The organism is Lacibacter sp. MH-610 (genome assembly GCF_045780045.1).
Lineage (GTDB): Bacteria > Bacteroidota > Bacteroidia > Chitinophagales > Chitinophagaceae > Lacibacter.
This window is the reverse complement of record NZ_CP116002.1, coordinates 635,015-648,728: the sequence shown is the minus strand read 5'-3', so window position 1 is coordinate 648,728 and position 13,714 is coordinate 635,015. Positions and strand designations below refer to the sequence as shown.

Sequence of the window (13,714 nt, the reverse complement as noted above, 5' to 3'; positions counted from 1 at the left end):
CCCATGAAACGCTTCATCGTTGCCCTGAGCCTGAAGGCGTTGCTATTAACCGCAGCAGTTGCAAATGCACAAGTGCCTGTTTTAAACAGTTACCCGCAAGCATCAGCAACTATTTTCCTTGATTTTGATGGCCAAACAGTTTCTTCACCTTTCTGGACGGTTACTCCGTTTTATGCTACACCATCGGGTTTAACCACTGACCAGATGACCCGTGTGTTTAACCAGGTAGCTGAAGATTTCAGGCCTTTTAATCTCAACATTACTACAGACTCCACTGTGTTTCTGGCGGCTACACCCGGCAGAAGACAAAGAATCATCATTACTTCCTACAGTTCATGGTATGGAAGTGCCGGTGGTGTTGCTTACAACCCGTCTTTCCGCTGGACGCAGGATGTACCGGGCTTTGTTTTCAGTAACCTGTTAAACTGGAATCCGAAATCTATTGCAGAAGCCTGCTCACATGAAACAGGTCATACATTAGGACTGGAACATCAGAAATTGTACAATGCTTCCTGTGGTCTGCAGTTTGAATACAATCCCGGCATTGGCAGTGGCGAAATCAGCTGGGCTCCTATTATGGGCAACAGTTATTCCCGCAATCTTACACTGTGGCATAATGGTACTTCTACCAGTTGCGGTACAACACAAGATGATTTGAGTATTATAGCCAGCAACCAGAACGGTTTCGGCTACCGCAATGACGATATAGGAAGCAACACAGCACAGGCAGCCACCGTAACCATCAATGGTTCCACTTTTGCCACCAGTGCATTCATCAACTCTACGAATGATATTGATATGTTTCGTTTTAACCTGGTTGAAAGAGGCCGCTTTGTGTTAAACGGCACTCCCAATAACGTAGGAAACGGAACACAATCAGCCAATATTGATCTGCAGATTTCTTTACTGGCTTCTAATGGTTCCGTAATCAGAGTGTATAATCCTTCTACATCAGTACAGGCAATTATTGATTCTGTATTGAATGAAGGAACTTATTTTATACGTGTTACCAATGTGGGTAATGTAAATACTACCAACTATGGTATGCTTGGCAATTACTCACTGAGCGGTTCTTATGTGGCAGGCGCTGTGTTGCCTGTATATGACCTGCAGTTAGGTGCACGTATTAACAATGAAAAACATGAGCTCGATTGGAATATCATTGCTGACGAACCGGTTGAATCGATAGCTGTTGAAGTATCATCTGACGGTAAATCATTTACAAACCTGCAAACAATCAATGGAACGCTCCGCAAATTCGTATACCAGCCGCTTGAAAAAACAACCTTGTATTACCGTTTACATGTAGTTACCGCCTCACAACTGAAATACTATTCTAACATCGTTTCTCTTCGCCCTGTTAAGAACAGCAACAAATACAACCTGCTTACCAATATTGTTAACCAAAACAGTGTAGTGGTAAACAGCAATGGTTCTTACCAGTGGAGATTGGTAGATATGAACGGACGCCAGCTGGGCACCGGTCGTATGACTACCGGCTACAACCGTATTGAAGCCGGGTTTATGAGTAGCGGCATGTATTTGCTGCAGATCATTGACGGATCTGAAATCACTACTGAAAAAATCATCAAAAAATAAATCACCTTCTTTTTGCTTACCTGTTCTTAAACTAAAACTGCCCTGAAAAGGGCAGTTCTTTTATTTACAGCCGTATGCTTACATTTGTCTTTTAAATAAAGTATGGAATATAATACCACCCGGTCCGGTTTAAGTATTCGTGAATACGGACGACATATACAAAAAATGGTTGACCACCTGTTAACCATAGAAGATAAAAAGAAACGCCAGGAGCAGGCACATGTGGTAATTGAGCTGATGGGTTTTCTCAACCCGCATCTCAAAAACGTAGAAGATTTCCGTCATAAGCTATGGGATCATCTGTTTGTAATTTCAGATTTTAAACTGGATGTAGAAAGTCCTTATCCTATTCCTACACGGGAAACACTCAAAGCAAAACCTCAGCGTTTGCATTACCCTAAACGTTATCCCCGCTACAATCACCTCGGAAAAAATATTGAACTGGTAATTAATAAAGCACTGAGCGAAGAAAACCCTGAAAAGAAACAGGGATTTGCCAATGCCATTGCTTATTACATGAAGCTGTCTTACAACAACTGGCATAAAGAGAATGTACAGGATGATACGATCCAGGCAGAGTTGCAGGCGATTACCAAAGGAGAACTTGAGTTCAACAACAAACCTTTTGTAAGACAGTACAGACCCAGCGATGATTTCCGTGATAACCGTGGCGGTGGCGGCAAACGTTATAAACATTTTCAACAACGTGGTGGTGGCGGCGGCCGTAACAATGGCGGCGGAGGAAGAGATAACCGTGGCGGAAAATTTAAAAAAAGATATTAATTCAACCATTTGTTTGAAAGGGGATGTTTGCAAAAACGTCCCCTTTTTATTTACATTCGCCTCAACAACACGCATCTATTATTGATTTTTAAATTCAGTCACATGCATTCATTCCAGGTAAGAGGCGGCAATAAACTAAAAGGTGATATCATTCCGCAGGGAGCTAAAAACGAAGCCTTACAGATTATCAGTGCTGTTTTACTTACTGCAGAAAAAGTAACCATCACCAATATTCCCGATATCATTGACGTCAACTTGCTGATTGAGTTATTGGGTGAAATGAATGTGAAAATAGAAAGACCGCAAAGAGACACCTGTATCTTTCAGGCAGATGATGTAAACATTAATTACCTGCACAGTGAAACGTATAAAAAGAAAAGCGGACGTTTAAGAGGAAGTGTAATGCTGGCCGGCCCTATGCTGGCCCGTTACAAAAAAGCTTTTATTCCAAAACCCGGCGGAGATAAAATTGGCCGCCGCCGATTAGATACACATATCATCGGGTTTGAAAAATTAGGTGCCCGTTTTGATTATCATCCTGAGGATGGATTTTTTCATTTAACCGCTCCGCAACTGCAAGGTGTTACCATGCTGCTGGATGAACCATCTGTAACCGGCACTGCCAATATTATAATGGCTGCCTGTATGGCCAGCGGCACCACACAAATTTATAACGCAGCATGTGAGCCTTACATTCAGCAACTATGTGCCATGCTTAACCGTATGGGTGCACGTATCAGTGGGGTGGGCAGCAACCTGCTTACCATTGAAGGTGTAGATACTTTAGGAGGAACCACCCACCGCATTTTACCTGATATGATAGAAGTTGGGTCTTTCATTGGTCTTGCAGCAATGACGCAGAGTAATATTGTTATTAAAGATGCAGGTGTAGAGCATCTCGGAATCATTCCGGATAAATTCCGTCAACTGGGTATTCAACTGGACATTAAAGGCAATGATATTCATATTCCCGAGCAGGAGCTTTATGAAATACAGCGTTATTTTGATGGAGGTGTACTCACTATTTATGATCATCCATGGCCCGGCTTTACACCGGATCTGTTGAGCATTGTACTGGTAACCGCCATTCAGGCAAAAGGCAGCGTACTCATACATCAGAAAATGTTTGAAAGCCGTTTGTTCTTTGTAGATAAGCTTATTGATATGGGAGCCCAGATTATTTTGTGTGATCCGCACCGTGCAGTGGTAATAGGACTGGAGCGGGAACAGAAACTGAGAGGTATTACCATGAGCAGTCCGGATATAAGAGCCGGCCAGGCATTACTCATTGCTGCATTAAGTGCAGAAGGAAAGAGTATTATTCAGAACATAGAGCAGATTGACAGGGGCTATCAATACATTGATGAACGCTTACGAAAACTGGGAGCTGATATTACAAGAATTGAAGGATAATTTCAAATGCATTAAAAGATATAACAAACGGAATGTACCGTTTTCAACAACTACCATTTAAAAACTGCATTTTATATTACGTTAATTTATTCATGCTCCCGGCCCTGTATCTTTCCTTTACGCCAGGTATTATTAAGCTCTTCAAACTCTTTCAAATCTTCTGCACTGAATTCTTTATTCAAAAGATTTTTCAAATCCGGTTGACCTGCATTTACCCATGCGGTGTACCAGAAACTGGCAACTGCATAAATGCTTTGCCGCATCCTGCGTTCCACCATACCCTGCAATTTTTCATTATACGCCCTTGTAAATCCTGCTGAGTACGTACGCACCGTAACACCGTTCCTGTTTTCAAATGAATATTTGGCATCGCTGGCATAAGCATTCGTAAGTTCTTTTTCAAAGCGAAGCACTGTATCTGAAGCAGCGCCGCTCTCCAGTACACGTGCCCAGATAAACTCACCCGGCTTTTTGATGTACTCTGCTTTACCAATCCAGAAATCAAATTCCCTGTCGGCCAGCAGTTCCGGAATACGACTCTCCCAAAAACCATGAATACCATTTTGCCCGGTAAACTGTCCGTTATGATTATGACTGGCATGCAGCGGAACATGTGCATCTGAAATATAATGACCGATTTCTGCACTGAGTTTTAAAATGCGGGCCTGGTTTTTTTCTTTAAAAGCAAAGGTTAAACGGCCGAGCATGGTTTGCACCCACCAGGGTACAATGCCATAAGCCTGGATGGTATCTTCTGTAAACTTAGCCACAGCACTGTCATAAGAACGAGGAAGTTGAGGATAAGGATAAATGCCGTAATGATCAATATCAATATAATGCCTGGGGCCTTCCTCAGGAATAGCATAACGTCGCTTATCGGGATCAACCGAATGTTCTGATAAAAAATCAATATGTGTTTTGTAAAAAGAAATCATCTCCGGAGGCAACAAAAAAACCGCCAGGTAATTGATTTTACGATGACCAAAAAAGCCCCAGCAAAAAACCTGTTGCCAGCAACAGAGCAAGAGAAGGCTTAACAAAAATTTTTTCATGTATCGATTGTTGTTTCATTATCAAGAAACACAGCTACAACCCAAACAATTTATCCATGTCATTGGCTCAACATTCTAAGCCCCGCATCGTACTGTATTTTTATTCACCGCTAATTTCAAAAAAAATACAAAGCTCAAAAAGTAATTCGCCGTTTTATTCGTCCACTTTGGTAACACCACCGCTGATGGCAAATTTCATGGCTTCAGTTGGCGACAGATGTGAATCCAGTGATTTAATACGGTTGGAAGGTATTAAATAAACATTGCCTGCAATGGAGTAGCTCATGGGCACATAGACAGCTACATAGTCCTTCAGCCCTAAGTCACTCACATCTTCATTGGTTAAAAAACCAACACGCCACACATCATTGTCATCAATATTAGCAAGCACGGGGCGATTGAATTTTTTCTTTTCGCCTGCAAAAGCTTCAAAGAAATCTTTAACGGTGGTATAAATGAATTTGATGCCGGGGGCTTTTTCCAGCCAGTGATCAAACAGGTTAAAAATCCGGCTTTGAATAAAAAACGTACTCAAATATCCGATGATGCAGATAGAGGCAATGATGATGAGAAAACCCAAACCAAAATTCCGAACCTTAACCCGGCCATCCTCAACAGTTGTAAAAATGGGGATGAGTTCATCAATACTGGTTACAATCCAGTAAATGGCAAAAACGGTAATTGCCAGTGGTGCAGTTACCAATAAACCCTGCAGAAAGTATTGAAACAACTTTCTGAAATTGAAGGATTTGAACATAGAATAACGTTTTCTTGAATCAAAAATACTGTTTTACAAACGCATGTTCGGATTTTAATTTTTTGTTACCAGCGGAAAAAAATCATGATAGAAACTTTGGCAACGTTTAAAGTTTCCATAGTTTTGCCTCCGATTTCTTACAATATGGATATAAAAGAAAGAATACAAAGTAAGGCACATGAACTGTTCATGCGTTACGGCTTTCGTTCCGTTTCAATGGATGATATTGCTTCGCAACTTGGCATGAGTAAAAAAACCATCTACCAGTACTTTAATGATAAAGATGAACTGGTAGATGCCGTAATGGATTATAAGAATTCAGAAACGCATATTAAATGTGATTTCTGTAAAAATCAATCCAAGGATGCCATTGATGAGATATTTCTAACCATGGAAGAAATTCATGAACAGTTCTCTGAGTTGAATCCTATGATACTGTATGATATCGAAAAATTTCATCCCCGTGCTTATCAAAAGTTCAGAAAGATGAAGGATGAATACCTGCAGCAGGTAGTGGCCAACAATATTAAACGTGGTATTAAAGAAGAACTCTACCGCCCGGATATTAATGTGGAAACCATGAGCCGCTTCCGGGTAGAAACCATGATGGTGGCGTTCAGTATGGCAGCCTCTGCACCTACCAAGTATAACCTGGCTGCTGTTGCCCGGGAAACCATGGAGCATTTTTTGTACGGCTTAGCAACACTTAAAGGATATAAGTTAATCACCAAATACAAAGAAGAACAAATCAAAAAAAGAAGCTATGACAAGACTAACAAAAAGTAAATGGTTAGTTGCATTACTTGTTTTGCTGAACACTATCACTGCCTATGCTCAAACAGACTATAAATTGAGTGTACAGGATGCTGTGAACCTGGCATTAAAAAATGTAGCTGAAGTAAAAAACCTGCGTATTGACTCACTCAAACAGTTGGCGCAGAACCGTGAAATCGTAGGATCGGCACTTCCTCAAATAACAGGAAGCGCTCAATTAACACACTACCTCACATTACCCCTCATTCTTTTCCCCAGTACAGGAGCAACAGATATTTACCGTGTACTGAACCAGGAAGGTGTAAAAGACGGAAGTGGCAATGTAATTCAACCCAAACAGGAATTTGCCTTAAACCAGTTTTCCTTTGTGCAACCCTGGAATGCCTCTGCAGGTGTAAGCCTGAATCAGTTGCTGTTTCAGCCGGATGTGTTTGTAGGACTCATTGCCCGCAAAACATCTATTGAATATGCCAAAGAAAACATCGCAGTGGCAGAAGATAAAATCCGTGAGCAGGTACAGAAGGCCTACTACCAGGTACTCATAGGCGAAGAGCAATTAAAAGTACTGCAGCAAACATTGCAGCGGCTGGAAAAATTACGGGCTGATCAGGAACAGTTGTTTAAAAATGGTTTTATTGAAAAGCTGGATCTGGATAAAACAACCGTAACCTTCAACAACACCAAAGCAACAGAAACACAGTTAAAGAATATTATTGAGTTGGGTTACGCTTCATTAAAGTTTACACTGGGGCTTGCGCAAACAGATAAACTGTCTTTAACAGATAAGCTTACTCCGGAGTTAGTAAAACAAAATACACTGGATGATGGCACATTTGATTACAACAGCCGCAGCGAAGTGCGCCTGCTCAACAGCGTACAAAAACTGCAGCAGTTAGATGTACGTCGTAATAAACTCGGCTATCTACCCACGCTTTCGTTCTTTTACCAGTTTCAGCAACAGGGAGTACTTAATAAAAACTTTTCTGCGTTTACAGGAAGCAATTGGTTTTGGTTTAACTCCAATCTTGTAGGATTAAACCTGAGCGTTCCCATTTTTGATTTTGGAGTAAAGAAGAATAAAATCCAGCAGGCACAATACACGCTTGATAAAACAAACAATATTCTTGATAATACAAGAAAAGCAATTGACTTTGAAAAGAATGCAGCACAGATTAACCTGCGTAATGCCATCATCAATATGGATGCCCAGCAAAAAAACCTGGAGCTCGCAGAGCATGTTTATAACACTACTAAAAAGAAATATGAGCAGGGTGTGGGCAGCAGTTTTGAAATACTAACTGCAGACACTGAGTTGCAACGGGCACAGGGAAATTATTTCGACGCCTTATACCAGGCGGTAGTAGCAAAGATTTCTTACTTAAAAGCAACCGGAAAACTCCAATAATATCACAACCGAAAAAACAGATTATGAAACAGATTATTCAATACACACTCACCGCCACATTTGCATTACTTGTAATCGCCTGCGGCGAAGGCGCTAAAGAGAAAAAAGGAAGTTTAGGCGATAAAAAAGCACAGTTGGAAAAACTGAAAAAAGAAATGGCTGTAACCGCTACAGAAATCAAAAAACTGGAAGAGGAAATAGCCAGGCTTGATACTGCTGCTGCGCTGCTGAACAAAGCTAAACTCATTGCTGCAGCACCTGTAACCATACAGGATTTCAGTCATTACATTGATATACAAGGCACCGTAACTGCCGAAGATATTTCTTACATAGCTCCTGCAAATGGTATGGGTGGTGTAGTAACTGCCATCTACATTAAAGAAGGACAGTATGTAAAAAAAGGACAGCTCATTTTAAAGATGGATGATAAAGTGTTGCGTACACAATTGCAGCAATTACAGGTACAACTTGATTTTGCAAAGAATATTTATAACCGTCAAAAGAACTTGTGGGAGCAGAATATTGGTAGTGAAGTGCAGCTCATAACTGCCAAAAACAATGTTGAGGCCCTCGAAAAACAATTGGTAACACTCAATGAGCAAATCAGGTTGTACACGGTTACTTCATCTGTAAACGGCATTGCTGATGTAGTAGATGTAAAAGTGGGTGAAATGTTTACAGGAGCAGGTGCCCGTGGTCCACAGATTCAGATTGTAAATAACAGTACATTGAAAGTAAAGGCTAATATTCCTGAAAACTATATGAGCCGTGTACATGTAGGCAGCCAGGTTGAAATTTCTTTGCCGGATGCAGGAAAAACCTATTCATCAAAAATAAATCTTGCCTCACAGCTTATTGATCCTAACAGCAGAACATTTGCCATTGAAGCTTCAATTCCGGGTGGCACGGTTCGTCCTAACACCATTGCTGCTTTACGCATTAAAGATTACAGTGCTCCTGCGGCTGTGGTTATACCTGTAAACCTTGTACAGACAGACGAAAACGGAAAATATGTTTATACTGTTGAGAAAGACAGTAAAAACAGGAATGTGGTTAAAAAGATACCGGTACAGGTTGGTGAGTCCTACAATAATATGATTGAAATCAAAGCAGGCTTACAGGCGGGTATGCAGCTGGTTACTGCCGGTTATCAAAGCGTATATGACAAACAGGTGGTGCAGATAGATGGCCAAACAACTGCAGCCAACTAAAGAGAAATTATGACAGCGGAATATTCATTCTAAAGAAGACCACCAAAACAAGAAATTATGCAATCAAATTTTATAGAAGGCATCGGCAAAAAGTTTAAAGAATTTAAACCTACCAGCTGGAGTGTTGATAACCGTACGGCCATTTACATTGTTACGATTCTTGTAACACTGTATGGCTTATACAAATTCAACACGATGCCCAAGGAACAGTTTCCTGACATTGTAGTACCCACTATTTCTGTAGCAACAGTGTACGTGGGTAACTCACCTGCTGATATTGAAAACCTGGTTACAAGACCCATTGAAAAACAGGTTAAAAGCATCAGTGGAGCACGTGTAGTAAAAGTACAGTCTACATCGCAGCAGGATTTTTCACTCATCATTGTTGAGTTTGATACAGATGTTAAAACAGACCTTGCTAAACAGAAAGTAAAAGATGCGGTAGATAAAGCAAAAACTGACTTACCGCAAAACTTAACGGTGCAACCGGATGTGCAGGAGTTTGCTTTTAGTGAAATGCCCATCATGTATGTAAACATCAGCGGTGATTATGATGGCGTCAAGCTGAAACAATATGCTGATAAGCTGCAGGATCATTTTGAAGACCTTCGTGAAATTACCCGAGCTGATATTGTGGGTGCTCCTGAACGTGAAATACAGATTAATGTGGATCCTTACCGCATGGCCGGTGCAAGGGTAAGCTTTAATGATATTGAAGCAGCTGTACAAAGAGAGAACAACGATATCAGTGCCGGCTTAATTGAAAGCGGAGATATGAAACGCACTGTTCGTATTCGTGGTCAGTTTAAAACTGCTTTTGACCTGGAGAATATTGTTGTAAAAAATATTAACGGCGCACCCGTATATCTGAAAGATATTGCCTCCTTAAAAGATACTGTAAAAACATTAGAAAGTTTTGCAAGATTGGATGGTAAGAATGTAATCACTCTCAATATTGTTAAACGCAGTGGAGAAAACCTCATCAATGCCGCCGATAAAATCAAGGCTACTGTAAAAGAAATGCAGGATAATGATGAAATACCAAAAGATCTGAAAGTAACCATTACAGGTGACCAGAGTAAGCAAACCAAGACCTCTTTTAATGAACTGGTAAACACCATCATTATCGGTTTTATACTGGTGTTACTCATCCTCATGTTTTTCATGGGTGTTACCAATGCGTTCTTTGTTGCCCTCAGTGTGCCTTTAAGTGTATTTGTTGCCTTCCTGTTTTTACCTGTTGCAGATGGAATCATCGGCACTACAGTTACACTCAACTTTATTGTATTGTTTGCGTTGCTGTTTGGTCTGGGTATTATTGTGGATGATGCCATTGTAGTAATTGAAAACACGCATCGTATTTATCATAACGGTAAAGTACCTATTGTAAGAAGTGCTAAGGAAGCAGCAGGAGAAGTATTTATTCCGGTATTAGCAGGTACAGCCACTACACTTGCGCCGTTCTTTCCGCTGCTGTTCTGGAAGGGCATCATTGGTAAGTTCATGATTTACTTACCCACCATGCTCATTTTAACATTGGCTGCTTCATTAATCGTTGCCTTTATCATCAACCCTGTGTTTGCGGTGAGCTTTATGAAGCCGGAAGGAAGGGCTTATGATGAATCTAAGAAAGCTATCTTCCGCAAACCTTATTGGTGGGCCTTCTGGGGCATTGGTATTCTTATGCATGTAATGGGCAATCATGGTACCGGAAACCTGTTGTTCTTCATGGCACTGGCCGGTGTACTTAACCGCTATGTACTTCGTGATTCCATTTACTTTTTCCAGGAAAGGGCATTGCCTTACTTAATGAGGAGTTATGAAAAATTATTGAGCTGGATTTTAAAAGGAACCAGGCCTGTGTGGGCGTTTGTGTCTTTATTTGTTCTGTTCCTGATTTCTGCAGTATTACTGTTCATGAGTGTTTCATCGGGCAGAACCAAATCAACCTTCTTCCCCAGTGGTGATCCCAATTTTATTTATGTCTATTTGAAAATGCCGGTTGGTACTGATGTACGCACAACAGATTCTGTAACACGATCACTGGAAAAGAAAGTGTATGAAATTTTAAAAGATGAAAAACCGGGTGCAGAAGGTTCCATTGTTGAAAGTGTTATTGCCAACGTAGCCGTGAGTGCCAATAACCCGATGGATAATAACAGAAGCACGCAGAGTAACCTGGGCCGTATTCAGATTTCATTTGTTGAATTTGAAAAACGTCATGGAAAATCTTCTGCTCCATACCTAACACAGATAAGAAACAGTATTAAAAATATTCCCGGCGCTTCTATCAGTGTAGAACAGGAAAACGGTGGTCCTCCCACCGAGCCTCCTGTAAATATTGAGGTAGTGGGTGAAGACTTTGACCAGATAGCAAAAGTGGCGACTAATCTTTTCAATTATCTTGACACCAACCGTGTACAGGGAATCGAAAACCTGCAACTGGATGTGGATTTAAATAATCCTGAGATAACCGTAACCATTGACAGAGAGCGTGCCTTGATTGAAGGAGTAAGTACCGGACAGATAGGGATGGAAATACGCACTGCATTATTTGGAAGTGAAGTAAGTAAATTAAAGCAGGGTGATGATGAATATAAAATTCAATTACGTTACTCTGATTTACAGCGCAACAACATTAACGATCTGATGAATATGAAAATCACTTTCCGTGATTTCACAACCGGTCAGATTAAACAGGTACCGGTAGGTGCAGTGGCAAAATTTGATTATACCAGTACAAGTGGTGGAGTAAAACGCAAAAACTTTAAACGTACTATTCAGTTACAATCCAACGTAGCTGATCCTACACAGGCAGCACCAATTAATGCTGCATTGAAAGAGAAGATTGATGCATTTAAAGCAGCTACCCGTTTGCCTGAAGGGGTAACCATTCGGCAGAGTGGTCAAAGTGAGCAGGAAGCAGAAACTTCACGGTTCCTTGGTATGGCATTAGCAATTGCTATTGGTTTGATCTTCCTGATTCTTGTACTGCAGTTTAACAGTTTGAGCAAACCGTTTATTGTAACTACTGAAATTTTCTTCAGTGTAATTGGTGTGTTGATCGGTTATGTAATTACAGGGCAAACCATTGCTACCATCATGTTCCTGGTTGGTATTGTTGGTTTGGCAGGTATTGTAATTAAAAATGGTATTCTATTAATTGAATTTACAGATGAGTTGAGAGGCCGTGGTTATAAAATCAGGGAAGCCACCATACAGGCAGGTAAGATCCGTATCATACCTGTATTGTTAACCGCATTAGCTACGATGCTTGGTTTATTACCGCTCGCTGTTGGCTTTAATATTGATTTCGTTTCATTGTTCCAACATCTTGATCCTAAAATTTTCTTTGGAGGAGATAGCGTTGTGTTCTGGGGACCGCTGAGCTGGACCATTATCTATGGTCTCATCTTCGCCTTTTTCTTAACGTTGATGATGGTACCAAGTATGTACATCATTGCTGAACGATTAAAGCGACCCATGGAAAAATTCTATGGCACCAAGTACGTGGCATTGTTTGGTTTCCTTGGTCCTTTCTTCTTCATCTTTGTAGGTATCATGTACCTGGTTAGAGCCATTCAAGGCAAGAAAGTATGGCTGGGCCAGCAACGGAAGGTACCGGCAAAAGCATAAAATAATACAGTTGGTTTTGATTAGAAGAAGTCCCGCACTTGTGGCGGGATTTTCTTTTCCGTTTAACAAAATACCCGTTTAAAATTTTAAACTCTCCGTTACCTTCACTTAAAAATTATCATCATGCCACAGTCTCATGAAATTGATTACCGCATTGTAGGGGAAGAAATGCAGTATGTAGAAATTGAACTCGACCCCAATGAAACCGCAATCGCTGAAGCCGGAAGTTTTATGCTGATGGATGAAGGCGTTCAAATGCAAACCATTTTTGGTGATGGAAGTGCCAATGCTCCTACAGGTGTATTAGGCAAACTTTTTTCAGCCGGTAAACGTTTGCTCACCGGTGAAAGTTTGTTCATGACAGCCTATACCAATGTGGGCCAGGGAAAGAAACGTGTAAGCTTTGCATCACCCTATCCCGGTAAAATTATTCCGCTGGACTTATTACGTTTAGGTGGGCCGGTAGTGTGTCAAAAAGATGCATTCCTCTGTGCTGCCAAAGGTGTAAGTGTTGGTATTGCGTTGCAACGCAAGTTGGGTACCGGTTTATTTGGTGGTGAAGGTTTCATTATGCAAAAGTTAGAAGGTGATGGGATGGCCTTTGTGCATGCAGGCGGACATGTTTTTGAACGTGAATTACAACCGGGTGAATTGATAAAGATTGATACAGGTTGCGTGGTAGCTTATACACATCAGATTGATTTTGATATTCAATTTGTAGGTGGTATCAAGAATACCATTTTTGGTGGTGAAGGTTTGTTCTTTGCTACATTACGTGGTCCGGGTAAGGTTTGGATTCAAACATTGCCTGTATCAAGACTGGCCAGCCGCATCCTATCTTACGGAACAACCAACCGTAAAGAAGAAGGAAGCTTGCTGGGAGGTATTGGTAATTTACTGGATGGCGATGGGTTTAGATAACGGAACTGTGTTATCCCACACTTAAAATGTATTTCTGAAAAGTCATAAAGTTTACAGCCGGAAAAATTTTTCCGGCTTTTTGATTGGAAATCTGAAAAGATTAATCGTATATTTGCGATATTAAATTAAAAGGCGGATCGATCCGTCTCTTTTTTAACTCAGA

The 13,714-nt window shown here is 40.8% G+C and carries 10 protein-coding genes; 8 read left to right on the top strand and 2 right to left on the bottom strand.

Annotation, left to right across the window (positions count from 1 at the left end; translation table 11 throughout):
* Nucleotides 1–3 precede the first annotated feature (3 nt).
* From PDL71_RS02935 to murA, 3 genes are all read left to right on the top strand, one after another.
* A complete protein-coding gene (locus tag PDL71_RS02935) occupies nt 4–1,599 on the top strand; it encodes a T9SS type A sorting domain-containing protein (protein ID WP_407525091.1) in 1,596 nt (531 codons plus the stop codon).
* A gap of 102 nt (nt 1,600–1,701) precedes the next feature.
* Nucleotides 1,702–2,382, top strand: coding sequence for a DUF4290 domain-containing protein (locus tag PDL71_RS02930; RefSeq protein ID WP_407525088.1), 681 nt, complete (start codon nt 1,702–1,704; stop codon nt 2,380–2,382).
* 102 nt (nt 2,383–2,484) lie between these two features.
* Entirely contained in the window at nt 2,485–3,795 is a 1,311-nt protein-coding gene (murA, locus tag PDL71_RS02925) for a UDP-N-acetylglucosamine 1-carboxyvinyltransferase (protein ID WP_407525085.1), read from the top strand.
* Nucleotides 3,796–3,881: 86 nt separating this feature from the next.
* Here murA and PDL71_RS02920 read toward each other — a convergent pair whose 3' ends face one another.
* Nucleotides 3,882–4,847: a zinc dependent phospholipase C family protein gene (locus PDL71_RS02920; RefSeq protein WP_407525083.1), complete on the bottom strand. Its 966-nt coding sequence runs from the start codon at nt 4,845–4,847 to the stop codon at nt 3,882–3,884.
* A gap of 154 nt (nt 4,848–5,001) precedes the next feature.
* Entirely contained in the window at nt 5,002–5,604 is a 603-nt protein-coding gene (locus PDL71_RS02915; protein WP_407525080.1) for a DUF502 domain-containing protein, read from the bottom strand.
* A gap of 84 nt (nt 5,605–5,688) precedes the next feature.
* Between PDL71_RS02915 and PDL71_RS02910 the strand changes: the two genes are divergently transcribed.
* The 5 genes from PDL71_RS02910 (at nt 5,689) to PDL71_RS02890 (ending at nt 13,551) form a co-directional block, all read left to right on the top strand.
* Entirely contained in the window at nt 5,689–6,390 is a 702-nt protein-coding gene (locus PDL71_RS02910; protein ID WP_407525078.1) for a TetR/AcrR family transcriptional regulator, read from the top strand.
* Entirely contained in the window at nt 6,368–7,783 is a 1,416-nt protein-coding gene (locus tag PDL71_RS02905) for a TolC family protein (RefSeq protein WP_407525075.1), read from the top strand. Before PDL71_RS02910 ends, PDL71_RS02905 begins: the two co-directional genes overlap by 23 nt.
* A 23-nt stretch (nt 7,784–7,806) precedes the next feature.
* On the top strand, nt 7,807–8,994 hold the full coding sequence (locus PDL71_RS02900) for an efflux RND transporter periplasmic adaptor subunit (RefSeq protein ID WP_407525072.1): 1,188 nt from the start codon (nt 7,807–7,809) through the stop codon (nt 8,992–8,994).
* Nucleotides 8,995–9,051: 57 nt separating this feature from the next.
* Nucleotides 9,052–12,630 carry an efflux RND transporter permease subunit gene (locus PDL71_RS02895; RefSeq protein ID WP_407525069.1) on the top strand — a complete coding sequence of 1,193 codons (3,579 nt, stop codon included), beginning with the start codon at nt 9,052–9,054 and terminating at the stop codon, nt 12,628–12,630.
* 123 nt (nt 12,631–12,753) lie between these two features.
* Nucleotides 12,754–13,551 carry a TIGR00266 family protein gene (locus tag PDL71_RS02890; protein WP_407525067.1) on the top strand — a complete coding sequence of 266 codons (798 nt, stop codon included), beginning with the start codon at nt 12,754–12,756 and terminating at the stop codon, nt 13,549–13,551.
* The last annotated feature ends 163 nt before the right edge of the window (nt 13,552–13,714 follow it).

Bases quoted from the DNA above. Each gene is read 5' to 3' on its own strand.
- PDL71_RS02935 (WP_407525091.1), top strand. From the start codon at position 4: ATGAAACGCTTCATCGTTGCCCTGAGCCTGAAGGCGTTGCTATTAACC.
- PDL71_RS02930 (WP_407525088.1), top strand. From the start codon at position 1,702: ATGGAATATAATACCACCCGGTCCGGTTTAAGTATTCGTGAATACGGA.
- murA (WP_407525085.1), top strand. From the start codon at position 2,485: ATGCATTCATTCCAGGTAAGAGGCGGCAATAAACTAAAAGGTGATATC.
- PDL71_RS02920 (WP_407525083.1), bottom strand. From the start codon at position 4,847: ATGAAAAAATTTTTGTTAAGCCTTCTCTTGCTCTGTTGCTGGCAACAG.
- PDL71_RS02915 (WP_407525080.1), bottom strand. From the start codon at position 5,604: ATGTTCAAATCCTTCAATTTCAGAAAGTTGTTTCAATACTTTCTGCAG.
- PDL71_RS02910 (WP_407525078.1), top strand. From the start codon at position 5,689: ATGATAGAAACTTTGGCAACGTTTAAAGTTTCCATAGTTTTGCCTCCG.
- PDL71_RS02905 (WP_407525075.1), top strand. From the start codon at position 6,368: ATGACAAGACTAACAAAAAGTAAATGGTTAGTTGCATTACTTGTTTTG.
- PDL71_RS02900 (WP_407525072.1), top strand. From the start codon at position 7,807: ATGAAACAGATTATTCAATACACACTCACCGCCACATTTGCATTACTT.
- PDL71_RS02895 (WP_407525069.1), top strand. From the start codon at position 9,052: ATGCAATCAAATTTTATAGAAGGCATCGGCAAAAAGTTTAAAGAATTT.
- PDL71_RS02890 (WP_407525067.1), top strand. From the start codon at position 12,754: ATGCCACAGTCTCATGAAATTGATTACCGCATTGTAGGGGAAGAAATG.